The sequence below is a fragment of the Rhodococcus sp. NPDC058532 genome, from assembly GCF_042719255.1.
In the GTDB taxonomy this organism is placed as follows: domain Bacteria; phylum Actinomycetota; class Actinomycetes; order Mycobacteriales; family Mycobacteriaceae; genus Rhodococcus_G.
In genome coordinates, this window is the sequence record NZ_JBHXNU010000003.1 from 61,805 (window position 1) to 86,949 (window position 25,145).

At 70.4% G+C, this 25,145-nt stretch carries 22 protein-coding genes and 1 tRNA gene; 15 read left to right on the top strand and 8 right to left on the bottom strand.

The genetic code is table 11. The features are described 5' to 3' along the window. Positions 1-119 precede the first annotated feature (119 nt). Positions 120-896, top strand: coding sequence for an HNH endonuclease family protein (locus ACFWQG_RS04825; protein WP_378506454.1), 777 nt, complete (start codon positions 120-122; stop codon positions 894-896). A gap of 118 nt (positions 897-1,014) precedes the next feature. Here ACFWQG_RS04825 and ACFWQG_RS04830 read toward each other — a convergent pair whose 3' ends face one another. Continuing rightward, positions 1,015-1,518, bottom strand: a complete 504-nt coding sequence (locus ACFWQG_RS04830; RefSeq protein WP_378506455.1) for a MarR family winged helix-turn-helix transcriptional regulator — start codon at positions 1,516-1,518, stop codon at positions 1,015-1,017. Between the two features lie 74 nt (positions 1,519-1,592). On the opposite strand from ACFWQG_RS04830, the gene ACFWQG_RS04835 reads away from it, so the two are divergent. Both ACFWQG_RS04835 and ACFWQG_RS04840 read left to right on the top strand, forming a co-directional pair. Beyond that, entirely contained in the window at positions 1,593-2,990 is a 1,398-nt protein-coding gene (locus ACFWQG_RS04835; protein ID WP_378506456.1) for an FUSC family protein, read from the top strand. Between the two features lie 108 nt (positions 2,991-3,098). Beyond that, entirely contained in the window at positions 3,099-3,260 is a 162-nt protein-coding gene (locus tag ACFWQG_RS04840; RefSeq protein WP_378506457.1) for a hypothetical protein, read from the top strand. An 8-nt stretch (positions 3,261-3,268) separates the two neighbouring features. Here ACFWQG_RS04840 and ACFWQG_RS04845 read toward each other — a convergent pair whose 3' ends face one another. From ACFWQG_RS04845 to ACFWQG_RS04855, 3 genes are all read right to left on the bottom strand, one after another. Beyond that, positions 3,269-3,958, bottom strand: coding sequence for a hypothetical protein (locus ACFWQG_RS04845; protein WP_378506458.1), 690 nt, complete (start codon positions 3,956-3,958; stop codon positions 3,269-3,271). Between the two features lie 286 nt (positions 3,959-4,244). After that, on the bottom strand, positions 4,245-4,370 hold the full coding sequence (locus ACFWQG_RS04850) for a hypothetical protein (protein ID WP_378506459.1): 126 nt from the start codon (positions 4,368-4,370) through the stop codon (positions 4,245-4,247). Between the two features lie 315 nt (positions 4,371-4,685). Further along, a tRNA-Arg gene (locus ACFWQG_RS04855) sits at positions 4,686-4,759 on the bottom strand. Positions 4,760-4,883: 124 nt separating this feature from the next. Between ACFWQG_RS04855 and ACFWQG_RS04860 the strand changes: the two genes are divergently transcribed. Next, the gene (locus ACFWQG_RS04860; RefSeq protein ID WP_378506460.1) at positions 4,884-6,914 is read left to right on the top strand and encodes a cytochrome c oxidase assembly protein; all 2,031 of its coding nucleotides are present in this window, start codon (positions 4,884-4,886) and stop codon (positions 6,912-6,914) included. A 16-nt stretch (positions 6,915-6,930) separates the two neighbouring features. On the opposite strand, the gene ACFWQG_RS04865 is transcribed toward ACFWQG_RS04860, so the two are convergent. Further along, positions 6,931-7,878, bottom strand: coding sequence for an oxygenase MpaB family protein (locus tag ACFWQG_RS04865; protein WP_378506461.1), 948 nt, complete (start codon positions 7,876-7,878; stop codon positions 6,931-6,933). 146 nt (positions 7,879-8,024) lie between these two features. Between ACFWQG_RS04865 and ACFWQG_RS04870 the strand changes: the two genes are divergently transcribed. The 8 genes from ACFWQG_RS04870 to ACFWQG_RS04905 all read left to right on the top strand — a co-directional run bounded on the left by ACFWQG_RS04870 (position 8,025) and on the right by ACFWQG_RS04905 (position 18,772). After that, complete coding sequence (locus tag ACFWQG_RS04870; RefSeq protein WP_378506462.1) at positions 8,025-8,684, top strand: TetR/AcrR family transcriptional regulator; 660 nt, start codon at positions 8,025-8,027, stop codon at positions 8,682-8,684. A 182-nt stretch (positions 8,685-8,866) separates the two neighbouring features. After that, entirely contained in the window at positions 8,867-9,313 is a 447-nt protein-coding gene (locus tag ACFWQG_RS04875; RefSeq protein ID WP_378506463.1) for a single-stranded DNA-binding protein, read from the top strand. A gap of 103 nt (positions 9,314-9,416) precedes the next feature. Beyond that, the gene (locus ACFWQG_RS04880; RefSeq protein ID WP_378506464.1) at positions 9,417-10,544 is read left to right on the top strand and encodes a lipase family protein; all 1,128 of its coding nucleotides are present in this window, start codon (positions 9,417-9,419) and stop codon (positions 10,542-10,544) included. Positions 10,545-10,616: 72 nt separating this feature from the next. Beyond that, the gene (gene ettA / locus ACFWQG_RS04885; protein WP_378506465.1) at positions 10,617-12,290 is read left to right on the top strand and encodes an energy-dependent translational throttle protein EttA; all 1,674 of its coding nucleotides are present in this window, start codon (positions 10,617-10,619) and stop codon (positions 12,288-12,290) included. A gap of 6 nt (positions 12,291-12,296) precedes the next feature. Beyond that, entirely contained in the window at positions 12,297-12,707 is a 411-nt protein-coding gene (locus tag ACFWQG_RS04890) for an acyl-CoA thioesterase (protein WP_378506466.1), read from the top strand. Between the two features lie 77 nt (positions 12,708-12,784). Further along, complete coding sequence (locus ACFWQG_RS04895) at positions 12,785-17,686, top strand: NAD-glutamate dehydrogenase (protein ID WP_378506467.1); 4,902 nt, start codon at positions 12,785-12,787, stop codon at positions 17,684-17,686. Further along, positions 17,683-18,123, top strand: a complete 441-nt coding sequence (locus ACFWQG_RS04900; protein ID WP_378506468.1) for an acyl-CoA thioesterase — start codon at positions 17,683-17,685, stop codon at positions 18,121-18,123. The genes ACFWQG_RS04895 and ACFWQG_RS04900 overlap by 4 nt, the downstream gene beginning before the upstream one ends. Beyond that, positions 18,116-18,772 (top strand): hypothetical protein, encoded by a 657-nt coding sequence (locus ACFWQG_RS04905; protein WP_378506469.1) that lies wholly within the window; start codon positions 18,116-18,118, stop codon positions 18,770-18,772. Before ACFWQG_RS04900 ends, ACFWQG_RS04905 begins: the two co-directional genes overlap by 8 nt. A gap of 17 nt (positions 18,773-18,789) precedes the next feature. On the opposite strand, the gene ACFWQG_RS04910 is transcribed toward ACFWQG_RS04905, so the two are convergent. Beyond that, positions 18,790-20,394 (bottom strand): alpha-amylase family glycosyl hydrolase, encoded by a 1,605-nt coding sequence (locus ACFWQG_RS04910; RefSeq protein ID WP_378506470.1) that lies wholly within the window; start codon positions 20,392-20,394, stop codon positions 18,790-18,792. Between the two features lie 72 nt (positions 20,395-20,466). Next, a complete protein-coding gene (locus ACFWQG_RS04915) occupies positions 20,467-20,862 on the bottom strand; it encodes a globin (protein ID WP_378506471.1) in 396 nt (131 codons plus the stop codon). A gap of 154 nt (positions 20,863-21,016) precedes the next feature. On the opposite strand from ACFWQG_RS04915, the gene ACFWQG_RS04920 reads away from it, so the two are divergent. From ACFWQG_RS04920 to ACFWQG_RS04930, 3 genes are read left to right on the top strand one after another with little or no spacing between them, the layout of a single operon-like run. Further along, on the top strand, positions 21,017-21,694 hold the full coding sequence (locus ACFWQG_RS04920) for an HNH endonuclease (protein WP_378506472.1): 678 nt from the start codon (positions 21,017-21,019) through the stop codon (positions 21,692-21,694). Between the two features lie 57 nt (positions 21,695-21,751). Further along, positions 21,752-22,015, top strand: a complete 264-nt coding sequence (locus ACFWQG_RS04925) for a hypothetical protein (RefSeq protein ID WP_378506473.1) — start codon at positions 21,752-21,754, stop codon at positions 22,013-22,015. Next, positions 22,002-22,475, top strand: coding sequence for a DUF5130 family protein (locus ACFWQG_RS04930; RefSeq protein ID WP_378506474.1), 474 nt, complete (start codon positions 22,002-22,004; stop codon positions 22,473-22,475). Before ACFWQG_RS04925 ends, ACFWQG_RS04930 begins: the two co-directional genes overlap by 14 nt. A gap of 89 nt (positions 22,476-22,564) precedes the next feature. Here the strand turns inward: ACFWQG_RS04930 and pepN are convergent, their stop codons facing one another. After that, complete coding sequence (gene pepN, locus ACFWQG_RS04935) at positions 22,565-25,129, bottom strand: aminopeptidase N (RefSeq protein ID WP_378506475.1); 2,565 nt, start codon at positions 25,127-25,129, stop codon at positions 22,565-22,567. Positions 25,130-25,145 lie beyond the last annotated feature (16 nt).

Here is a 25,145-nt window from a genome sequence, read left to right on the forward strand (position 1 = left end):
GGGCGTCGCCGGGTGGGTAATCTGCATCACAGTCGTGGGCGGGATCCGCGCGCCGTCACCAGATTCGGATCGCCGCGGGCGATACTCTGCCGTCCCGTCAGAGCGTCCAGGAGATTTCCGTGCGTCCGTCCCTCAACGCGCGGTTGTCGCGCACCGTGCGCCGGGTGCTGCGCGCGGCCCTGTCCTTCCTGGTCGTGGTGCTCGTCGCCGTCGGCTACGTGCTGCTCGACGAGTGGGAGCGCAACGATTCCGGGTCGACGCCGGAGGTGGTCGCGGGCGATCTCGCCGACCAACTCGCCCGGCTACAGGTCGCGGCCGAGGCGTCGATGGACGGCTACAGCCGGGACCGGTTCCCGCACTGGGACACCAACCGTCCGGAGCACGGATTCGGCCCCGAGTTCGCGGCGTACGCCCGCTGCACCACCCGCGACGTGATGATGCTCCGGGACGCGTCCGGATCGGTGCGCCTCGACCCGAAGACCTGCCGGTTGACGGTCGGCAGGGGCGGCGGCTGGCTCGACCGGTACGGCGTCCTCGACCGGGACACCGGTGCGCTCAGGGAGTACCGGTGGACGACCGACCCCTCCGCGGTCGACGCGGAACACATCGTGCCGTTGGCCGAGGCGTGGCGCTCGGGCGCGCGCGCACTCGACCAGGTTGCCCGCCGGGCGATCGCGAACGACGCGCAGAACCTGATGGCCTCCGATCCGTCGGCGAACAGGTCGAAGGGTGACCAGGACGCCGCCGACTACCTGCCCCCCGGCGGGTTTCGGTGCGGGTACGTCGACTCGTACATCCGGATCAAGGTGAAGTACGGGCTCACCGTCGACACGGCCGAGCGGGCGGCGTTGCGGACCGCGGTCGGGGAGTGCGGGCAGCGCGGTGAGATCGCATGATCCCGGTGGTCGAGCTCCCGGCGCGGCGACGTCATCTCGGCGGTCGGGCCACGGATTGAACGGGGGTTCATGTGCCAGTTCCCGGACGGCGATGGCACATGAACCCCCGTTCATCGCGTCAGGGAGCGGCGAAGTTCCCCGCGACCCGGCGCAGCAGGTCCGCGAGGGTGGCCTGTTCGTCGGCGTCGAGGCCCTCGAGCAGCCGCCGGTCCCGCTCCACCCGGGCGGGGAATTCGCGGTCCACCAGTGCGCGCCCGGCGTCGGTCGGCTGCAGGAGCACCACCCGTCCGTCGCGTTCGAAGCGGAGTCGCTCGACCAGGCCGATGCGGGTCAGGCGGTCGGTGTGCTTGGTCGTCGATGCGCCGCTCGTCATGGTCGCGGTGGTGACCTCGCTGGCCCGGAGGGGTCGATCGCTGCGGGCGAGGGCGCAGAGGATCTCGAATTCGATCCGGGAGACGCCGCTGCCGGCAAGGGCGCGGTCCAGCTCGTGCAGCGCGAGTGACCCGATCCGGGTGATGCGGCCGATGACCTCGATCGGGGCGGCGTCCACCTCCGGGTGGGTTCGGGACCACTGTCGTCGAACGTGGTCGATGAAGTCCTCGCCGGGCGCGCTGGGTGGCATGAGGTCATCGTAGGCGACCGAGGTCATACTATTTCATATGTATTTTACTAGTGAACTATTGCTATCGTTGGGCGATGCCGACCCGAACCCCGATCGTCCGCCCCCGTCGGACGCGTGACGCCCTCGCCCACACGGTGTCCGCCGAGACCTGGCGGCGGGCCTTCGTCGTCCGACCCGCGGACGCGACCCTCGCCGTCTCGGTGCGGGTCGGGTTGGCCGCGACGCTGGTCCTCGTGGTCTTCGGGCTTACCGGGCACGGCGACGTCGCCGGACTCGCGGTCCTGAGCGCCCTCACCTCGGCGTTCGCACGCCATGACCCGCTGCGCCGCACGGCGGAGAAGGTCGGATCCGTCGGGATCCTTGTCGTCTCGTCGGTACTGGTCGGCGGCCTGATCGCGTTGGCGGGGCTGCCGGTGTGGGCGCAGATCGCGTCGATCGCGGTGCTGTCCGGCGCCGCCGCAGCGGTGCTCGCCGCGTTCCGCATCGCCGGACCGGGCCCGGTGATCCTCGTCTTCGCCGCGACCGCGGCCGTCGGCTCTACCGCGTCCGCGGCGGATCTCGCTGTTGCGCTGGTGAGTTCGACGGTCGGCGCGACCGTCGGCCTCGGCGTCGCGCTGGTTCCGTTGCTGTTCCTGCCCTGGGGACCCGCCCGGCTCGCGGTGGCACGGGCGCTCGCCGCCGCTGCCGCGGTGCCCGCAGGCGCGGATCCCGCGGCCGCCCGCGACGCGATCACCTCGGCAAGGGAGAAGCTGGTACTGACGGCCACGTCGACCGGGCACACCAACGCCAGCGACCTCGCGGCCATCCTCGGTGAGGCCGACGCCGCACTCGACGAATGGGAACTCGGCGACCCGAGACGACTCGACGAGGTGGTGCGGCACGAGGCCGAACTGCGGAAGGCGAAGCGGCACCGCACCATCCTCGGAGCCGGGACCGGCGCCCCGCCGCTGCCCCGCCCGCCGTCGTTCGTTGCGGTCGGCGTCGCGGGCCTGCGCACCCGCGCCGTGACCGAGTACGCAGCCCGGATCGTCGTCGCCTCCGCCGTCGCCGGCTGGCTGGCGGCGGAACTGGGATTCGACCATCCGCTGTGGGCGTCGATGGGTGCGATGGCCGCGATGCAGGGGGTGACCTACGGGCAGACGGTGCAGCGCGCAATCCAGCGACTGCTCGGAAACGTGGGCGGCGCGGTGATCGCGGCGGCCCTGATCGCGCTGTCCCTCGGCTACTGGCAGTGCGTCGTCATCATCGCGGTGCTGCAGGTCGCGGCGGAGGTGACCGCCACCCGGAACTACGCCCTGTGCTCACTGTTCGTCACGCCGATGGCCCTGCTCGTGATCGGTCTCGGTGCCACCGTCGACACCGGGACGGCGGTCAGTCGGGTGGTCGACACCCTGGTCGGTGTGGTGGTCGGGGTGATCGTCGCTGCCGTCACGATCAGCCGGGCGGACCGCGCGCACCTGGCCGGTCGGTGACGGCGAATCCGCCCCAGTCCGCCGCGGCGGGGCAGCGCCACGTGATAATTGTCGGCAACGACAACACACGACGCGTCCGCGCTGCGGCGCGAGAAGGCGGAGGATGCGATGGGTGACACGGTGCAGACGGGCGACCTCGTCCACATCTCGGACACGGCGGGCACCTGGGTGGTCGAGGAGATCCGGTCCGGCATCGCGCTGCTCCGCGACGGCGAGGACCGACGCATCTCCTCCCGGGTGTCGAAGCTGACGGTGGTCCGCCGCGCCTGACGCGCGGGTCACGGTGTCGCGAAGAACTTCTCCACCGACGGGCGTGCCTTCGGGTTCCCCTCGTCGATGCCCACCACCGCGCCGACGCCTGCCCCGATGAGGTTGCCGAGCATGCAGCCCGCCATGAAGTTCGGGAAGATCGACACGCAGCCGATCGCCAGGCCGACGAACGAGCCGAGCATCATGCGTTGCTGACCGCCGTTGTTCCAGCCGATGGTGATCTCGTTCGTCATCTCGTTGAACGCCTCCCGCTTCGGCTCGTTGTCCGGCCACGTCTGCTCCGCGAACTGTGCGGTGACCATCGCGGGGGTCGGCGGCGGTTGCAGTCCGAGCATCGTCGCGACCTCGTCGAGCGTGGGTACCCGCGGCGGCGGGGGAGGTGCGGGCAGGTCCACCCGGATCGGGTCGGGGAGCGTCACCGGCGGAAGGGCGACCGGCATCGGATCGGGGAGGGGCACCGCGGGGAGCTCCACGGCGGGCACCGGCACGGCGGGCAGGTCCACCGGCACCGGGTCGGGGGCGGGCAGCGCGGGCAGTTCCGGCAGCGACACCGTCGGCAACGGCGGCAGCGCGGGTAGGTCGGGTAGGTCGGGTAGCGCGGGCAGTGGTGGCGGCGCGGGCAATTGCGCGGACGCGGTGCCCGCGCCGGAGACGATGGTTGCTGCGACGAGCACGGGCATGACCAGAGTGGTGGCCATCTTCATGGCGATCCCCATTTGATCGGAACTGATCTGGCGGTTCTCACGGACGCGACAGCGATCTGCGATTCGCGGGGCCTATCGACGCGAAATCACCGGGGGTTGCTTCGGGAACGAGGCTGTCCGAAGTGCCCTGACACTCCGCCGACGCCTGTGCGGGGGCGGCAAATTCAGGAGTCGACTTTACCGCGCACGAATCGTGCGCGCAGGCGAATCGCGGCCGGGTCGAGACGACCCGAAACACGGCGAGGGCCCCGGCCGGTGGGCCGGGGCCGTCGCCGCGTGATCAGCCGCTGAGCCCGCCGAGGCTGCCGAGGCTGCCCATTCCGGCGCCGCCGCCACCTCCGCCTGGGCCCTGCATCTTGCCCATCACGTCCAGCAGCTTGTCGAGCACGCCGATGAGTTGTGTCATGAATTCCATGGTTCTCTGCACCTTCACCTAGAGGGGTTGCGAGCATCGGTGCGACGGATCGGACGCATCGGTCGGAGCGCGCGATGCGTCCGGTCCTCGCCACCGGGTCGGGGACGATCGTCAGCGCGGTGGCGACCGGCACGGAGCGGTCGGACGGTTCTCGAGGATGTGCGGGCCGGGGCGGCCGGTGTGATGTTCGGGCATGGGACTCACCTCAACCCGGTCTATCGGAGTCGTACCGCATAGTGTTTCACGTCACACGGGTCGGGCTTCGGTGAATGGCACGACGCCCCGGAGGACGGCAGTGTCACTGTGTGCCCCCGGCAGGAATCGAACCTGCGACCTAGAGATTAGAAGGCTCTTGCTCTATCCAACTGAGCTACGGAGGCATGACCCCGGCGTGGGATCGGGTCAGGAGTCTACCGGCTGCGGGCGGGCGGGTCGGACCGGCACACGGCGGCGCGGTGGAACCTGGGCGTGGTTCACACTCCGCCGCCTCCTACCCTGGTGGTCATGGCATCACCCGAGCTCGCCCACTCCGAAGCACCACCGTCCCGTCGGGCGGGGGAGAGCGCGGTCCCCATCTTCGTCACCCTCGGCCTGATCGCCGGGTTGGTGGCGGCGATCATCGTTGGGCTGTCGGCGTCGGAGGCGTTGGTCCGGCTCGGTATCCCCGACCCCGGACCGTTGACGACGTACGGGCTGCCGGCGGTGAAGGCGATCGGCGAGGTCGCGGCGGTCATCGCGATCGGGTCGCTGCTGCTGGCGTCGTTCCTGGTGCCGCCGCAGAAGTCGGGTGTCCTCGATGTCGGCGGCTATCGGGCGGTGCGGACCGCCTCGAATGCGGCGATCGTGTGGGCGGCGTGTGCGCTGGTCCTGGTCCCGCTGACGGTGTCGGACACCGCGGGGCAGCCGTTCGCGGAGGCGTTGAAGCCGGAGAACCTGTGGAAGGCGATCCCGCAGATCGAGCTGGCCGGGGCGTGGCGGAACACGGCGATCCTGGCGATCCTGCTTGCGGTCTGTTCGCGGATGCTGCTGCGGTGGAACTGGACGCCGGTGGTGCTCGGGCTCGGTATCGTGACCCTGATCCCGCTCGCGCTGACCGGGCATTCGTCGGCAGGCGGCTCCCACGACATGGCGACGAACAGCCTGCTGTGGCACCTGATCGCGGCATCGGTGTGGGCGGGTGGACTGTTCGCGCTGCTGGTGCATGCCCGCCGCGGCGGTGAGCACACCGATCTGGCGGCCCGCCGGTTCTCGGTGATCGCGACGGCGGCGTTCGTGATCATGGCGTTCTCCGGTGTGATCAACGGCCTGGTCCGGCTGCCCCTCGACGAGCTGTTCACCAGCACCTACGGGTGGCTGCTCGTCGCGAAGACGGTCGCACTGGTGATTCTCGGCGTGTTCGGGTTTCTGCAGCGGCGACGGGCGCTGCCCGCGTTGGCCGCCGACCCGACCTCGCGCGGTGCGCTGGTCCGGTTCGCGGGCGGCGAGGCGATCGTGTTCGCCGCGACGATCGGTCTCGCGGTGGGGCTCGGCAGGACCCCGCCGCCGCCGGAGGACATCCGCCCGACTCCCGCGGAGGTGCAGCTCGGCTACAACCTGGACGGTCCGCCGACCGTCTCCCGGCTGATGTTCGACTGGCGATTCGACCTGATCTTCGGGACCGCCGCGATCATCGCCGCGGTCTGGTACGTGATCGGGGTCCGCAGGCTGAAGGCGCGCGGGGACGCGTGGCCGATCGGCCGGACCGTCGCGTGGCTGCTCGGCTGCGCGACCCTGCTGATCGGCACCTCGTCCGGGCTCGGCCGATACGCGCCCGCCGTGTTCAGCGTCCACATGGGCGCCCACATGGCGCTGTCGATGCTCGCGCCGGTGCTGCTGGTGCTCGGTGGCCCGATGACCCTGGCGTTGCGTGCCCTCAAGCCGGCGGGCTCCGACGGTGCACCGGGCCCGCGCGAATGGCTGCTCGCGGCGCTGCACAGCCGGTTTTCCCGCTTCGTCACGCACCCGCTGGTCGCGTCGGTGCTGTTCGTCGGAGGCTTCTACGCCCTCTACCTCGGCGGGATCTTCGGCTCGACGCTGGACTCGCACGGTGCGCATCTGCTGATGAACCTGCACTTCATCCTCAGCGGCTACCTGTTCTACTGGGTGGTGATCGGGATCGACCCGGCGCCGCGCCAGATCGAGCCGGTGACGAAGCTGGCGATGGTATTCGGGTCGCTGCCGTTCCACGCGTTCTTCGGGATCGCGCTGATGAGCACGATGGAGGTCATCGGTGGCTGGTACTACCGGTCGCTGGCATTGGGCTGGAACGACGACCTCTTCGGTGACCAGAAGGTCGGCGGCGGCATCGCCTGGGCGACCGGGGAGATTCCGCTGGTGCTGGTGATGCTCGCCCTGCTGGTGCAGTGGTCGCGGTCGGACCGGAAGGTCGCCAAGCGCATCGACCGGGCCGCGGACCGCGATGACGACGCCGACCTCGCCGCCCACAACGCGATGTTTGCGGAACTGGCGCGCCGCGATCGCGAGGGCTGGAAGTAGCCGCGTCGCCGATCGGTCAGGCCGGGGTCGCGTGCAGCCGCTCCCTGGCCTCGGCCGGGCTGACGACCTCGGCACGTTGGGCGGTCGGATTGTCGAAGTGCCACTGCAGCACGGACCGCGTCATCGGGAGCGTGCCCGCGACGACCCGGCTCATGGCGGCGGGCGACCGGGTGGCCCGCACCACGGCCCGCGCGGCGGGGACGACGGCGCGGTCGAGGGCAGCGGGCTGATCGAACTCGCCGAGGGTGCGCATCCACTTCGGCAGCGTCGCGATGGTCGCCGGGGCAAGCGCCCTGCTCGTCGCCCACAGCCTGCCGCGTCCCCGCCCGCCTCGGGTGCGCAGCAGGTAGTGCATGCCGCGGAGGGCGCGTTCCGACGAACACAGCGTCGGCCGGACCGCGTCGAAGTACGCGCGCACCTCGTCCCGCGAGGTGGGCACGTCGGCGGGCCTGCAGGTCTGCAGCTCCGCCGCCGTCACGCAGTCGGCCCAGTATCGCGACTCCTCCGCGGGTGAGAGCGGACCCGGGCCGAACATCTCGTAGCACTTGAGGACCGAGTGCCATCCGGTGACGTGGATCCACAGCTGGCTGGCCGGGTTGTTGGCGCTATACCGCTTGCCGGAGATTGGCTCGATGCCGGTCGCCCTGGCATGCACCTTCATCAGCAGTTCGGCCGTCGCGGTCGCGGTGCGGCTGTCGCCGACCGCGACGAGCAGGAAGTAGGACAGGGTGCCGTCCATCCGCCCGCGCGGGTCGGTGTAGATGCCGTCGGCGTCGGCGACGGCCGCGGCGAGCATCGGGTCGAAGTGCTCGAGGGTCACCGCGCGTTGGAAACCGATCAGCGCGGTCGGATGCGTCCACACCTTCCAGGTGGGGGAGTCCGGGCCGAAGAAGCCGAAGTCCCGGCGGGGGCGGGTGGGGTCGAACGGCCAGCCGCGGCCGGCCATCATGCGCGGGTCGGACATCGGGACGCCTCCTCGGGTCGGGTGGGCTCCGCCACCACGGAATACAACGCGACCGTAGCAATGCTCGTCGTCGAATACAACGGTTGCGTAGGATTGGGTCGGGTTCGGTCGCCGCGGGCCGGACCGTAGGGTGATCGACGGAGGTGATGTCCGTGACGAAAGCCGGTGCGAGCGGCGCCGAACGCCCCCGCCGCAGGTACGCGCCGCGGCTACCTCCCGCGCAGCGCCGCGAGCAACTTCTCGACGCCGCGTTCGAGGTCACCCGACGGTCGGGTCTGCATGACCTGAGCATGGAGGCGGTCGCCGCGGAAGCGGGCGTCGGAAAACCGGTGCTGTACACGGTGTTCCGCACCCGCGGTGACCTCGTATCCGCGCTGCTCGACCGTGAGTACCAGCGTGCGGTTGCTCAGGTGCTGGCCACGTTGCCCACCGATATGACCCGCACCGGACCGGCCGCCGCGTACGGCGGCACCGTGACCGCGTTCGTTCGGGTGGTGCTCGACAACCCGACCCGGTGGCGCCTGATCCTCACCGGACCCGACGACGCACCGAGCGAATACCGCGACCATCTGCGGACCGCGCGGGCGGCGATCCTCGACCGCGCGGTCGACTTGGCGCGCATCGGCATTGGGCTGGAACCGGCGCTCGCCGGGTTCGACGCCGAGCTGCTTGGGCACACGATGATGTCGTTCGCGGAGATGCTCGGCAGGCTCGCGGTCAGTGATCCCGAGACGTACACCAGTGACCGGTTGGCCGCCTATGCGCAGGCCCTCGCGGGTCTCGTCCCCGCCGCCGCTGCCCCCTGACCCGGCGGCGGTCGCGCTACCACAGTCCCCCGACGACGGTCGCGCCGCGAACCGGTGATCCGTCCCCGCTGTGGAGCGATTCGCGGGTTGTCCACAACCCGCCGTTGGCCCCTCCCGCATCGGCCCGCTCCCGGGCACGGTGGTCGGTGGGGGGCGACCAGCCCCGGAACAGGAGGGCGGACATGTACGAGACGCACACGGCGGTGGTCGGCACCGTCATCACCCATCCGGTGAAACGATCCACCAACGCGGGCGAGGAGGTGCTGAGCTTCCGGATGGCCAGCAATGCCCGGCGGTTCGACCAGGCGGCGGGGGAGTGGACCGACGGCGGCACGCTCTACCTGACCGTCAGTTGCTGGCGCCGACTGGTCGGGGGCGTCGGCGCATCGCTGATGAAGGGGGATCCGATCATCGCGTACGGCCAGCTGCGCACCAACGAGTACACGAACCGCGATGGCGTCGAACGATCCGACCTCGAGATGCGGGCAACCGCGGTCGGCCCCGACCTCGCCCGCTGCACCGCGAAGCTCGACCGGACATCGAAGGTTCCGCCGTCCGAGGCGGACGGGCTCGACGATCCCGACGAGGGCGCGGAGGCGGTGAACGAGGAGGTCGCCGTCGTCGGGTGAGCGCGGACGCGATGTCCCGAAACCCGGACCCGGGCCCGGTGTGCGCCTACCGTGATCGGATCGGCACGGATCGGTCACGGACGGGAGGGCACGGATGCCTGGGATGCGATGGAGGACGGCGCTGCTGGCGGCGGTGACGGCGGCGCTCGCGGGGGTGGCCCCGATCGCGACGTCACCGGCCGCGGCGGCCCCGCCCGCCGACGGACCCGGCAGCGTCGTCGACACGCAGCCGCTGCCCCCGCAGGCCGCGCTCCCCGGAGCGGCGGACGGGTACCGGGTCACCTACCGCACCGCCGATCACCGCGGCGCATCCCGGCTGAGCTCCGGGGCGGTGTATGTGCCGCAGGGGCAGGCCCCGCCGGGTGGCTGGCCGGTGGTGTCGTATGCGCACGGCACCATCGGCCTCGCCGACCAGTGCGCGCCGTCCGCGGTCGGTGGCACCGCGGTGGAGGCGGAGTTCATGGATCGGTGGCTGCGGCGCGGGTACGCGGTCGTCGCCACCGATTATGCGGGCCTCGGCACCCCGGGCGAGCTCGCGTACCTCGACGGTGTCGCGGCGGCGCACGACGTGGTCGACATGGTGCGCGCCGGGCGGCAGCTGGTCCCCACGCTCTCCCCGCGCTGGGTGGTCGCTGGCCTCTCGCAGGGCGGGCACGCGGCCCTCAGCGCCGCCCACCTGGCCACCGCGTACGCGCCGGAGCTCGACTACCGCGGCGCGGTCGCCCTCGGTGCACCGACCAACCTCGACCAGGTGTTCGCGCTGGGTAGGCCCGGCATCCCGAACATCGGTGTCGCCGGGCTGACCAAGTTCACGCTGTTCACGATGGCGGGGCTGCGGTCCGCGCGCCCCGACCTGAACATCGACTCCTACCTCTCGCCCCGCGGCCGCGAACTCGCGACCATCGCGCAGCGGGTATGCACCCTCGAGTTCAACGAGTACCTCGGCGGCGCGTCGGTCGGTGACCTGTTCTCCCGGCCGCTGCACGACCTGCGGCCCGCGCTGACCGAGTATCTCGGCGTGCCGACCGGCGGCTACGACCGCCGACTGTTCCTCGGGCAGGGCGCCGTCGACCTGGTGGTGCCGATCCCGCTCACCCTGGTGTTCACCGGGCAGCTCGCGGCGTCCCGGACCGACGTCGATTTCCGGGTGTACCCGTCCGCGGATCACCTGGGCACCCCGGCGGCGGCGTTCGACGACGCCGCGGTGTTCGTCGACGGCGTGATGCGGTGAGGCCGCGCACCGTGGTGTGACCGCCGGGCCGTGGATTGGGGCGGCACCTGTCCTCCCGATACGCTGGTGCGCATGGCGGAGTTCATTTACACGATGAAGAAGGTGCGCAAGGCGCACGGCGACAAGGTCATCCTCGATGACGTCACGATGAGCTTCTACCCGGGAGCCAAGATCGGTGTCGTCGGCCCGAACGGCGCCGGCAAGTCCTCCATCCTCAAGATCATGGCCGGCCTCGACCAGCCGTCCAACGGTGAGGCGTTCCTCGACCCGGAGGCCACCGTCGGCATCCTCATGCAGGAGCCCCCGCTCAACGAGGAGAAGACCGTCCGCGGCAACGTCGAGGAGGGCCTCGGCGAGATCAAGGTCAAGCTTGACCGGTTCAACGAGATCGCCGAGCTGATGGCGACCGACTACTCCGACGAGCTGATGGAGGAGATGGGCAAGCTCCAGGAGGAGCTCGACCATGCCGACGCGTGGGACGTCGACTCCCAGCTCGAGCAGGCGATGGACGCGCTGCGCTGCCCGCCCGCCGATGAGCCCGTCACGCACCTGTCCGGTGGTGAGCGCCGCCGCGTCGCGCTGTGCAAGCTGCTGCTGAGCAAGCCGGACCTGCTGCTCCTCGACGAGCCGACCAACCACCTGGACGCCGAGTCGGTGCTCTGGCTCGAGCAGTTCCTCGCCTCCTACCCGGGCGCCGTGCTCGCCGTCACCCACGACCGCTACTTCCTTGACCACGTCGCGCAGTGGATCTGTGAGGTCGACCGCGGCAAGCTGCACCCGTACGAGGGCAACTACTCCACCTACCTGGAAAAGAAGGCGGAGCGCCTCGAGGTTCAGGGCAAGAAGGACCAGAAGCTGCAGAAGCGGCTCAAGGAGGAGCTCGCCTGGGTCCGTTCGGGCGCGAAGGCCCGGCAGACGAAGAACAAGGCCCGCCTCGACCGGTACGAGGAGATGGCCGCCGAGGCCGAGAAGCACCGCAAGCTCGACTTCGAGGAGATCCAGATCCCGACGCCGCCGCGCCTCGGCAACGTCGTGGTCGAGGTCGACCACCTCGACAAGGGCTTCGAGAACCGGGTCCTGATCAAGGACCTGTCGTTCACGTTGCCGCGCAACGGCATCGTCGGTGTCATCGGCCCCAACGGTGTCGGCAAGACCACGCTGTTCAAGACGATCGTCGGTCTGGAGCAGCCGGACTCGGGCAGTGTGAAGGTTGGTGACACGGTCAAGCTGAGCTACGTCGACCAGTCCCGCGCGAACATCGACCCGAAGAAGACGGTGTGGGAGGTCGTCTCCGACGGCCTCGACTTCATCGAGGTCGGGCAGAACGAGATGCCCTCGCGCGCCTACGTCAGCGCGTTCGGCTTCAAGGGCCCGGACCAGCAGAAGCGGTCGGAGGTGCTGTCCGGTGGTGAGCGCAACCGCCTGAACCTGGCGCTGACCCTCAAGGAGGGCGGCAACCTGATCCTCCTCGACGAGCCGACCAACGACCTCGACGTCGAGACGCTGAGCTCGCTGGAGAACGCGCTGCAGCAGTTCCCCGGCTGCGCCGTCGTGATCTCCCACGACCGCTGGTTCCTGGACCGGACCTGCACCCACATCCTCGCCTGGGAGGGCAACGTCGAGGAGGGCAAGTGGTTCTGGTTCGAGGGTAACTTCGAGGCATACGAGGCCAACAAGGTCGAGCGGCTCGGTGCCGAGGCCGCCCGCCCGCACCGCGTCACCCACCGCAAGCTGACGAGGGACTGATCCGCGATGGCACACACCTGTCAGATCGAGGTGCGCTGGGGCGACTCCGATCGCCTCGGCCACGTGAACAACGTGCTGTACGCGGAGTACGCGCAGGAGTCCCGGGTCCGGTTCTTCCGGGAGGCCGTGACGATCGGTGGCCCGCTCCACCCGCTGGTGGTGCGCAAGCTCTCGTTCGACTACCTGCGTCCGGTGACGGACGAGACGGCGCCGCTGACCGTCGAGCTCACCATCCCGAAGGTGGGCACCTCCTCGTTCGCGGTGCACCAAGTGATGCGGGACCGCACCGGCGCGGTGTGCGCGGAGGTCGACAGCGTGATGGTCGCGTTCGATCCGGTGACCGAGCAGGCCGTTCCGTTGCCCGACCGGATCCGTGAGCAGTTGCGCACGCACGCCCCGGTCGACGTGACCTCGTAGCATCCGCCGATCGGGGACCCGGCCCGGCTAGGCTCGTCGGTACACACCTGCTCCAGCGACCAGGGGGTGACCGCGAGATGACCGTGTCCGCAGATCGATTCGGCCCGGAATGGGGCGCCGGCCTGCCCGGCGCCCTGTCCGGGCATCTGCCGGAGGTGGCGGCCGCCTACTTCCGGGGCACCGACGTCGCCTGGACCGGTGGGATCGTCACCGACGAGGCGATGGCCGCGTTCCGGGCCCACCTGGAGCTGGCGGCGACCCGGGGGACCGCCGGGTCGCTGGCCAGGGCAGGCGTGGTGGGCGGCGTGCCCGCGCTGCAGGTCGTCACCGACGACATGCCGATGCTCGTCGAGTCCGTCACCGCCCTGCTCGCCCGCCTCGGGGTGACCGTCGTTGAGATCGTGCATCCGGTGCTGCGGGTGCGGCGGGACCCCGACGGCGCACTGATCGACGTGCTTGTCGACGGGGCACAGCACGAACGTTCCACGCACACCGAGTCGTGGATGCACCTGCAGCTGCATCCGGCCACCGACCCGGCGCGGTTCGACGTCATCGCCGACGCGGTCCGGGACGTGCTCGTCGACGTCCGCACCGTCATCTCCGACACCGACGCGATGCGCGGGGTGCAGCGCGATCTCGCCGACGGTCTCGAACGGTTCGCCGACTCGGCACCGACCGGGTATCCCGAGCGGCAGGTCCGCGACGATGCTGCACTGCTGCGCTGGTTCGCGGCTGGCCACTTCGCGCTCCTCGGCTACCGCCGCTACGCGTACGGGGACCCCGCGGTCGACGACACCCGCACGGCCAGTGTCGTCCCGGGCAGCGGGCTCGGGGTTCTCGGCGCGTCCACCCGCACCGACCATCGGATCGACCTTCCCGCACCGGAGTTCCGTTCGGACCAGCAGTTGTTGACCTTCGCGCAGGGGCCGCTTCCCGCGACGGTGCACCGCTCGGTCTACCCCTCGTTCGTGCGGGTCCTCGACCTCGATTCCGCCGGTCGTACCGTCGGTGAGCACCGTTTCCTCGGCGTGCTCACCGTGACCGCGTTGCACGAGAACATCCTCGACATTCCGGTCGTCGCGACCCGCGCCCGCGCGGTGATCGCCCGCGCGGGCTTCGACCTGCACTCGTTCTCCGGGCAGGCGATGCTGGAGGTCATCCAGTCGCTGCCGCGGACCGAACTGTTCTCCGTCGACGCGGACACACTGTTCGACACGGTGACCGCGGTCCTCGCGATCGGGGTGCGCAGGCAGGCACGCCTGTTCCTGCGGGATGATCACGACGGCCGGTTCGTGTCCGCGCTCGTCTACCTGCCGCGCGATCGGTACAACACCCGGTCGAGGCTGGCGATGCAGTCGATCCTGTTGCGTGAACTTGGTGGCGGCACACTCGATTACAGTGCCCGCGTCACCGAGTCCGACCTGGCCATGGTGCATTTCACGATCCGTACCGAGCCCGGCGCTCCGGTCCCGCCCGTCGACACCTCGGCGGCCAACCGGGAGCGGATCGAGGCGCTGCTCGCTGCCGCGACCCGCGCCTGGGACGACGACCTGATGGACGCAACCACCCGGGAACCGCGGGTGCCGTCGCTGACCGCGCAACGGTACGCGGCCGCCTTCCCGGAGAGCTACAAGGAGGATTTCGAGGCCGCCCGCGCCGTCCGCGACATCGCCCGGCTCGAGCGACTTCGGGTGGGGGAGATCGACCTGGAACTGTACCGTCGGCGCGAGGCACGGCCGGGTCAGTGGCGGTTCACCCTGTACATCACCGGGGACGGGGTGTCACTGAGTCAGGTGCTGCCGGTGCTGCAGTCCCTCGGAGTCGAGGTGATCGACGAGCGTCCGTACGATGTGCTCCGACCCGACGGAACGCCCTGCTGGATCTACGATTTCGGGGTGGCGGCGGCGCCGGAACTGATCGACACCGCGGTCGAGGAGAACCTCGAGGTCGAGCTCGACGAGGCGGAGCGGGGCGGGTCGGCCGAGGCTCGGGCGCTGCAACGCCGGTTCACCGACGCCGTCACCGCGGTCTGGTACGGCCGCTCCGAACCCGACCGGTTCAACGAGTTGGTGCTGCGTTCGCACCTCGACTGGCGTCAGGCCGCGGTGCTGCGGGCGTACGCGAAGTACCTGCGGCAGGCGGGATTCCCGTACAGCCAGTTCCACATCGAGTCGGTGCTGCTGGACCACGCGCACACGACCCGGCTGCTCGTCGAGCTGTTCGAGGCGAGTTTCGATCCGGACGCGGCGTCCGCCGACCGGGCCGAGCAGCTCGCCGGGGAGCTGCAGTCCAGGGTCAAGGACGTCGTCGGCCTCGACGCCGACCGGATCCTGCGCGCCATGCTCTCGCTGATCCTCGCGACCCTCCGCACCAATGCGTACATGCGCGACGCGGCCGGTGCGCACCGCGACGTGTTGGCGTTCAAGCTCGATCCCGGTCGGATCTCCGAACTGCCCCGCCCCCGACCGCGTTTCGAGGTGTTCGTGTACTCGCCCCGCGTCGAGGGGGTGCACCTGCGGTTCGGGCCGGTGGCACGCGGTGGGTTGCGCTGGTCGGACCGGCGGGAGGACTTCCGCACCGAGATCCTCGGCCTGGTCAAGGCGCAGGCCGTCAAGAACGCGGTGATCGTGCCGGTCGGGGCGAAGGGGGGTTTCGTCGTGAAGCGGCCGCCGTCGTCGACCGGGGACCCGGCAGCCGACCGGCAGGCCACGCTCGCCGAGGGGCGGGCCTGTTACCGGTTGTTCGTGGCGGGACTGCTCGACCTCACCGACAACGTCGAGCGGGCCACCGGTCGGGTGCTGCCGCCGAATCGGGTGGTGCGCAGGGACGGTGACGACACCTACCTCGTCGTCGCGGCCGACAAGGGCACCGCCGCGTTCTCCGATCTCGCCAACGAGGTGGCCGCCGACTACGGCTACTGGCTCGGGGACGCGTTCGCGTCCGGCGGGTCGGTCGGCTACGACCACAAGGAGATGGGTATCACCGCGAAGGGGGCGTGGGAGTCGGTCAAGCGGCATTTCCGTGAGCTCGACGTCGACGTGCAGTCCCAGGACGTCACGGTGGTCGGGATCGGCGACATGAGCGGTGACGTCTTCGGCAACGGGATGCTGCTGAGCGAATACATTCGGCTGGTCGCGGCGTTCGACCACCGGCACGTGTTCCTCGACCCGGACCCGGACGCGCCGCGGTCGTTCGCGGAGCGGCGACGGTTGTTCGCGCTGCCGCGCTCGTCGTGGGCGGACTACGACCGCGACGCGATCAGCGCGGGCGGCGGGGTCTGGGAGCGGTCGGTCAAGGCGATCCCGATCTCGGCGGCGGCCCGCACCGCCCTCGGGCTCGACGCCGCCGTCACGGAACTGCCGCCCCCGGAACTGATCCGGGCGATCCTGCGGGCCCCGGTCGACCTGCTCTGGAACGGCGGCATCGGCACCTACGTCAAGTCGCGCGCCGAGTCCGACGCCGACGTCGGGGACAAGTCCAACGACATCGTCCGGGTGAACGGCGCCGAGGTGCGGGCCAGGGTGATCGGCGAGGGCGGCAACCTTGGCGTCACCCCGCGCGGCCGGGTCGAATACGACCTGTCCGGCGGCCGGATCAACACCGACGCCCTCGACAACTCCGCCGGGGTGGACTGCTCCGACCACGAGGTGAACATCAAGATCCTGCTCGACACGGCGGTCAGTGCTGGCGAACTCGGGCACAGCGAACGCAACGAGCTGCTCGCGTCGATGACCGACGAGGTGTCCCGGCTCGTGTTGCGCGACAACATCGCCCAGAACCTGCTGATCGGAACCTCCCGCGCCGACGCGGCGGGGATGCTCGGCGTGCACGCACGGCTGATCGCCGTGCTCGAACGCGACCGCGGCCTGGACCGGGGGCTCGAGGTGTTGCCCACCGAGGACGAGATCGCGCACCGCGCGGAGGCCGGGCTCGGGCTCACGTCGCCGGAGCTCGCGACCCTGCTCGCCCACGTGAAGCTGACCCTCAAGGACGACCTGCTGGCGAGCGAGCTGCCCGACAGTGACAGTTACGCGACCCGGCTGCCGCGGTACTTCCCGGTGCCGCTGCGGGACCGGTTCGCGTCGCAGATCCGCACGCACCGGCTGCGTCGTCAGATCGTCGCGACGACCCTCGCGAACGAGGCCGTCGACGTCGGTGGGATCAGCTACACCTACCGGCTCGCCGAGGAGGCCGGTGCGAGCAGCACCGACGCGATCCGCGCGTTCACCGCGGCCACCGAGATCTTCGACCTGCGGGGGGTGTGGGCGGACATTGCCGCTGCCGCGGTGCCCACCTCGGTCAGCGACGACCTGGTCCTCGAATCGCGACGGATGCTCGACCGCGTCTCCCGCTGGTTGCTGACCAACCGCCCCCAGCCGATCGCGGTCGGTGCCGAGATCAACCGCTATGCGGCCCGGGTGCGGACCCTGACGCCGCGGGTGCCCGGCTGGCTGCGCGGGCATCACCTCACCGAGCTGGACGCGCGGATGGCGGCGGTGCTCGGCCGCGGGTGCCCGCGGGATCTGGCGCTGCGGGTGTTCGGCATGCTCGACGCGTTCCCGATCCTCGACATCATCGACATCTCGGACATCACCGACCGGGACCACGACGAGGTCGGCTCGCTGTACTACGCACTCGACTCGCACCTCGGGATCGACGGATTCCTCACCGCCGTTTCGGGTCTCGCGCGGGGTGATCGGTGGCATTCGCTGGCTCGGCTTGCGCTGCGCGACGACCTGTACGGGTCGCTGCGGGCCCTGACGATGGACGTGCTGTCCGGGGGCGAACCGCACGAGAGCGCGGCCGAGAAGATCGAGGACTGGGAGTCCACCAACGCCTCCCGGCTGGCGAGGGCGCGGGCGGCGCTCGGCGAGATCGGGGCGTCTGGAACCCTGGACCTCGCGACGCTGTCGGTGGCGGCGCGTCAGGTACGGAGCATGGTGCGCGGAGCGGGCACCCGAGCGGAGGGTATGCGGTGAGCGGGGAGCGGACGGGAACGCAGCTGGGGTTCCACACGAAGGTGGGGGTGCGGTGGTCCGACATGGACGTCTTCCAGCACATCAACCACGCGCGCATGGTGACGCTGCTCGAGGAGGCACGGATCCCGTGGCTATTCGAGGACGGACTGCCGACGGTTGCGCTGCGGGAGGGCGCGGTGATCGCCGACCTGCACGTGCGCTACCGCGGCCAACTGCGGCACGACGACGGGCCACTGGACGTGCTGATGTGGATCGACCAGGTCCGCGCCGTGGACTTCACGATCGGCTACGAGGTGCGGGCAGGCGGCGCCGATCCGGCGTCGGCGCCGTCGATCGTGGCGTCCACCCAGATCGCGGCGTTCGACATCAACACGCAGCGGCTACGCAGGCTTTCCGCACCCGAGCGGGAATACCTGGAGCGCTGGCAGCGTGACTGACCGCGTCCTCGTCGTCCCCGACTCGGGGGAGCGGGCAAACCTCGCGGCGTTCCTTGCCCGGGCGGTTCGGCTCGACGACAGCGCCGTCGTTCGCATGCGACGTCGCGACGACGCGCACGTCGTGGCTTGGGTGACAACGGGATTCGACACGATTGCCTCCCGGGTGGTTGCCGCGCGGCTGCGTCCCGACGACATCGTCGCCGCGGCCGACGGGCTGCTGCACGCACTCGACGCGGCCGGGGAGGAGATCGACCCCGGATTCCCGATGGATTCGGCGTGGCGGGGTGCGTTGCCCCCGGACGGGGGATGGGTGCACGTGGACGACCTTCCCGCGCGCCTGCTGATCGACCTGGCCCGGCAGGGCACCGAGGTGGCTGCGGAGCACGGCGGTCACGGGCCGCCCGCGTCCCTCCTGGAGCAGGAGGTCCTCGCCGTCGACGGCGGCGGTGAGCAGGTGGGCATCACGATGCGCACCGTCTTTGCGCTGGCCGCAATGGGATTCGTGCCGGGCGGTGATGTGGAGTCGGCGGTGGTGGATCCGGCCGAGCTGGTCCGGGTCCGGGCAGCGCGGACCTGGCTGCGGCTCGACGCCCGGTATGGCTCGGTGGCCGCCCGCCGCGGCGGGGACATTCCGCTGTCGGTGCTGTAACGGTCCCGGGCCGTTCCTCACACCAGCCAGGCGGCGGCATTGCCGGGCAGCGCGCCGTCCACGAGAGCGGCACTGGCCAGCAGCAGCTGCCCGGGCGGCAGTGCGACCGGCGCGTCGGTGGCGTTGAGTGCGCAGATCAGCCCGCCGCGGCGACGGAAGGCGAAGCAGCCGGGAGGGCTTCCGTACCAGTCGATTTCGGTTCCTGTGCACTCGGGACGCCGGCTCCGTAGTTCGATCGCGGAGCGGTACAGCGACAGCATCGACTCGACGTCCTCGAGTTGGGCCTCCGCCGTCAGGGTCGACCAGTCGGCCGGCATCGGCAGCCACGTTGCCGCTGCGGTGGTGAAGCCGTACGGCGGCTCGCTGCCCTCCCACGGGAGCGGGACCCGGCAGCCATCGCGGCCCCGTTCGGTGTGCCCGGACCGGGCCCACACCGGGTCCTGCAGCGCCTCGTCGGGCAGATTGACGTTCGGCAACCCCAGTTCGGCACCGTTGTAGACGAATACGGCACCGGGCAATGCGAACTCGACGAGTGCCATCGCCCTGGCACGGGCCAGGCCGATCGCACCGCCCCCGTACCGCGTCACCTCCCGCGGCACGTCGTGGTTCGACAGCGTCCACGTCGGGGTGCCACCGACCGCGTCGACCGCGGCGAGGGAATTGTCGATCGCGGTGCGCACCGGCTCAGCGCCGAATTCCGCCTCGGCGAGCCGGAAGTTGAATCCCAGGTGCAGTTCGTCGGGCCGGATGTACTCCCCGAACCGCTCGTTGTCGCGTACCCAGATCTCGCCGACCGCCATCGTGCCCGGGTACTCGTTCATCACCGTGCGGATGCCGCGGTGGATCTCGTGCACGCCCGGATTGTCGAAGCGCGGATCGTCGTCGTCGTTGCGCAGCAGCGCGCTCGCCGCCCACTCGTGATCGGGCAGGCCCTCCGGCTTCGCCATGCCGTGCGCGACGTCGATCCGGAACCCGTCGACGCCGCGGTCCAGCCAGAATCGCAGCGTGCTGTGCAGGTCGTCGGCGACCTCGGGGTTGTCCCAGTTCAGGTCCGGCTGCTCGCTGGCGAAGATGTGCAGGTACCACTGGCCGGGGGAGCCGTCGGCCCCGGTGACCCGGGTCCACGCCGGACCACCGAAGATCGACGGCCAGTTGTTCGGTGGCTCGTCGCCGTTCGCGCCGCGCCCATCCCGGAAGATGTACCGCGCGCGCTCCGGGGCGCCGGGCGCCGCGGCCAGCGCCTGCACGAACCACGGATGTCGATCGCTGGTGTGGTTGGGCACCAGGTCCATCGTGACGCGCATGTGCCGGGCATGCGCCTCGGCGATCAGCGCATCCATCGTGTCGAGGTCGCCGAAGAGCGGGTCGATGTCCCGCGGGTCGGACACGTCGTACCCGTGATCGGCCATCGGGGACCGCATCACCGGGCTCAGCCACAGCGCGTCGATACCGAGCAACTCCAGGTATCCGAGCCGGTCGCGGACCCCGGCAAGGTCGCCGACGCCGTCGCCGTCACCGTCGGAGAACGAGCGGGGATAGACCTGATAGAAGACGGCGTTCGTCCACCACCGGTCATCGCAGGCCCGATCCGGGGGACCCGCCGCGCGTTCCGCTGTGCTCACGGTCGCCACAGTGCCACACCGGGGCGATGCCCACGACTCGGCGCGGGCGCACCGATCGGCCCGCGCTGCGGGTCAGACGGGGGAGTTCACCAGCGAGTTGGCCGCCATGTCGATGTACTCGACAAGGGCGCGCCGGTGCGCGGCGTCGAGGGTGCGCTCGTCGATCGAATCGATCGCGATGTGCATGCAGCGCAGCCACGCGTCCCGCTCGAGTGGGCCGATCTTGAACGGGTGGTGCCGCATCCGCAGCCGCGGATGGCCGCGTTCCTCGGAGTAGGTGCGCGGGCCGCCCCAGTACTGTTCGAGGAACATGCGCATCCGGCGCTCGGCAGGCCCCAGATCCTCCTCGGGGTAGAGGGGGCGAACGATCTCGTCCTTCGCGACCTCCTCGTAGAAGCGGGCGGTCAGCTTGCGGAACGTCTCGGCCCCACCGACCGCGTCGTAGAAGCTCATCTCGGCATCACTCATGGCGTCACCCATTGTGCCTGCCCGCAGGTGGGGTGTCGACGTGCCTTCGGCGTTGCCTCCCGTTCACCGAATGTCCCGCATGCGGTGCCGCAGATGCGCGTGCGTCCGCGCGTCATCCGTGGTCAACTGGGACAGGTCGTTCTCCGGAGGTCGCATGAAGCACCGGCACAGCACCCGCGCGCATCGACAACTCGAGCCCACCGACGCCCGTGACAGGCCGGGGTCGGGGGCTTCTCCGCAGCGCGCATCGCCCGCGCTGTACGCGATCGACGAAGGCAACAGGCCGACCCGCCCGGGTGACGACCTGGTGGCCGCCTGGGTGAAGCGCCGGGTGCTGCTGCTGAACGCCACCTACGAGCCGCTGACCGCCCTCCCCGTTCGCCGCGCGGTCGTGCTGTTGGTCTGCGACAAGGCCGATTCCGTGCACGAGGACCCGCTCGGCCAGGTCATCCATTCCGCTGGCTGTTCGGTCCAGGTTCCGTCGGTGATCCGGCTGCGAAATTACGTGCGGGTGCCGTACCGGGCGCGGATCCCGATGACCCGCGCCGCACTGATGCACCGTGACCGGTTCCGGTGCGCCTACTGCGGCGACAAGGCGGAGACAATCGACCACGTGGTCCCGCGCAGTCGCGGCGGCGAACACACCTGGGAGAACTGCGTCGCCTGCTGCGCACCCTGCAACCATCGCAAAGCGGACAAACTCCTCAGCGAGCTCGGGTGGACGCTTCGCGCAGCGCTGGTCCCGCCGAAGGGTCAGCACTGGCGGCTGCTCGCGTCGACGAAGGAACTCGACCCGTTGTGGCTGCGGTATCTCGGGGAGGGCGCGGCCTGAGCCGGTCAAGCCCGCCCCAACGGCACATTTTCCCCGGCCCTGGGCTAAGTTTGGCGGGTGAGCATTCTCGAGACAACGCTGATCTACGTCGGGATTCCCGTCGTCGTCATCGCGGTCATGGCGGGGCTGTGCTATCCGGCCAAGCGTGACCCGAGTCCCAAGCCCCCGCGGTACACCCTGGACAAGAAGTGGACCCACGAGCCGGTGCTCTGGTCCGCCGTCGACGAGGTCACCACCCGTCCCGGCCACCACGCTGGCCACGCCGCGATCACGGCGGGCTCGGCAGATCTGATCGGAGGTTCCGCAAGTGGCAGGTGGTAGTAGTTTCCCGGCAGTGATCGAGGCTGATCTCCCGGTGGGCACGGTGGTCACCGCCAGCGGGCGGGTCTCCGGCGTGCATCGGGTCGGTGAGCCGCTCGACACCGCGCTCCCGTTCACCGCCGACGAGCTCGTCGCGCTCGACGACGCGCTGATCGACGCGACCCGCGCGACGAAGGTGCGGTTCAACGTGTATGTCGGCACCCTCGGCGCCGACCCGGCTGCGGGCGTCACCGAGCTGTTCCCGACCACCCCGGAGGCGGAGCGGTCCGTGCTCATCGCGGTGTCCCCGAACCAGCGGGTCGTCGAGGTCCGGTCCGGCAAGGACGTCGCGGACCGCGTCACGGACCGCGTCGCGCAGCTCGGTGTGACGGCCGCGGTGGCGTCGTTCGCCGACAACGACCTGATCGACGGCCTCGTCGCCGCGATCCGCGTGATGAGCGCGGCGATCGCCAAGCCGTAGGCAGCACGCACCACCCCGAGTTCCCCAATGCCACATTCGGTCACCTGACGTGACCCAATGTGGCATTGGGGAACTTCTTGTTTGTCGGGCTACCCGGCGTCGAACGCGCGGGCCGCGAGCGAACGCACGATGCCGGCGCGCCCCTCGACGACCAGACGGCGCAGCGCGGGCGGATGCTCGCCCGCCAGGAACGCGTCCGCGGCGGCAACCGCGTCCTGGTCGATCGACCACGCCGGGTACAGCCCGACGACCACCGTCTGCGCGACCTCGCTCGAGCGCCGCTGCCAGACGCCGGGGATGTCGGCGAAGTAGCGTGCCACGAACGGTTCCAGCAGCTCGCCCTGACCGGCCGGCGCGAAGCCGCCGATGATGGACCGGGCGGTGATGTTCGCGACCGCGTCGTCGCCGACCACCGTCGCCCAGGCCTGCTCCTTGACCGCCCGCTGCGGTCGGGCCGCGCGGGCGGCGGCGGCAGCGCGGGCACCGGCCGCGGTCGGATCCCGTTCCGCCTCCGCGTCGATGACCGGCGAGTCGATCCCGTCCGCGTCGATCTCACCGGCCGCCGCCAGCGCCGTCAGCACCCGCCACCGCAGATCGGTGTCGACAGTCAGGCCCGGCAGCCCCACCCGCTCCGGTGCGCCGCCGAGCAATTCGGCGAGCACCTCGGTGTGCCACGGCGCCAGGCGCGCGCCGGTCAACGCGTTGACGAACGCCAGCTGGTGATCCGAACCCGCCTCGGCCTCGCGGGCCAGCTCCAGCAGCCGGTTCGCGAAGTCCGGCCAGCCGGTCTCGGCGGCCCAGCCCGGCTCGGCGTACGACGCGAGCGCGGTGTGCGCCTGCATCAGCAGCCGCGAGGCGACCCCGACCTCCGTCTCGGCCCCGATACCGTGCTGCACCAGCGCGACGAAGTCGCGGGCCCGGAACTCGGCCTGCCGCGTCATCTCCCAGGCCGCCGACCACACCAGCGTGCGGGGCAGCGGATCGGTGATGTCGCCGATCCGCGCGATCGCCGTCTCCAGCGACTCCGGGTCGAGGCGCACCGAGCAGTAGGTGAGGTCGTCGTCGTTGACCAGCACCAGCGCGCCGCGCGCCACCCCGACCAGGTCGGGCACCTCGGTGCGCGGGCCGTCGACGTCGAGCTCGACCCGCTCGGTGCGGACCAGCTTGCCGTCGACGTCGTCGTAGACGCCGACCGCGAGCCGGTGCACCCGGGTCTCGCCAGCGCCGGGCGCAGCACCGTCCTGCACCACCGCGAACGAGGTGAACCGGCCGTCGCCGTCGACCTCGAACTCGGGACGCAGAATGTTCAGGCCGGTGGTCTTGAGCCACTGCGCCCCCCAGCCGGACAGGTCTCGTCCGGAGGAGCGCTCCAGCGCGGCGAGCAGGTCGTCGAAGGTGGCGTTGCCGTAGGCGTGCTCGGCGAAGTAGGCGCGCAGCCCCGCCAGGAATGGCTCGAGACCGACGTACGCGACCAGCTGCTTGAGTACCGACGCGCCCTTCGCGTACGTGATGCCGTCAAAGTTCACCTCCACCGCGGCCAGGTCCGGGATGTCCGCGGCGATCGGGTGCGTCGACGGCAGCTGGTCCTGCCGGTACGCCCACGACTTCTCGACGTTCGCGAAGGTGGTCCAGGCGTTGGTGTACTCGGTGGCCTCCGTCTGGCACAGCACCGACGCGAACGTGGCGAACGACTCGTTGAGCCACAGGTCGTCCCACCACTTCATCGTCACCAGGTCGCCGAACCACATGTGTGCCATCTCGTGCAGCACCGTCTCGGCGCGGCGCTCGTACGAGTAGCGGGTCACCTTGGAGCGGAAGACGTAGTCCTCCAGGAAGGTCACGGCGCCGGCGTTCTCCATCGCACCGGCGTTGAACTCGGGCACGAACAGCTGGTCGTACTTGCCGAACGCGTACGGCACCCCAAAGTTGCGGTGGTAGAACGCGAACCCCTGCTTCGTCTCGGTGAACAGCCGATCGGCGTCCATGTGCTCGGCGAGCGATGCGCGGCAGAAGATGCCCAGCGGGATGTCGCCGTGCTCGTCGGAGTACGAGTCGGTCCACTCCGCGTACGGCCCCGCGATCAGGGCAACCAGGTAGGTGCTCATCCGCGGCGTGGTCGCGAACGTGTGCCTGCCCGCCGCGGCGGTACCGACACCGTTGGAGATCACCTTCCAGTCCGCCGGTGCGGTGACCGCGATGTCGAAGGTAGCCTTGAGGTCCGGCTGGTCGAAGCATGCGAACATCCGCTTCGCATCCGCGGTCTCGAACTGCGAGTACAGGTACACGCTGTCGTCGGTGGGGTCGACGAACCGGTGCAGGCCCTCGCCGGTGTTGGTGTACAGGCAGTCGGCGTCGATGACCAACTCGTTGCTGGCGGCAAGACCGGTCAGCGCGATCCCGGTCTCCTCCGAGTAGCCGCTGACGTCGACCGGGGCGCCGTTGAGGGTCGCCGAGTGCACGGTCTTCGCGATCAGGTCGATGAACGTCGCGCCGCCCTCGGTCGCGTCGAACGTGACGGACGTGCGGGAGCGGAAGGTCAGGTCGCCCGGTCCGCCTGCACCGTCGGTCAGGTCCAGGTCGACCGTGTAGTTGTCGACGGTCAGCAGGGCGGCGCGCTCTGCTGCCTGCTCGCGGGTCAGGTTCGGTGGGGCCACGGGTGAACACTCCTCG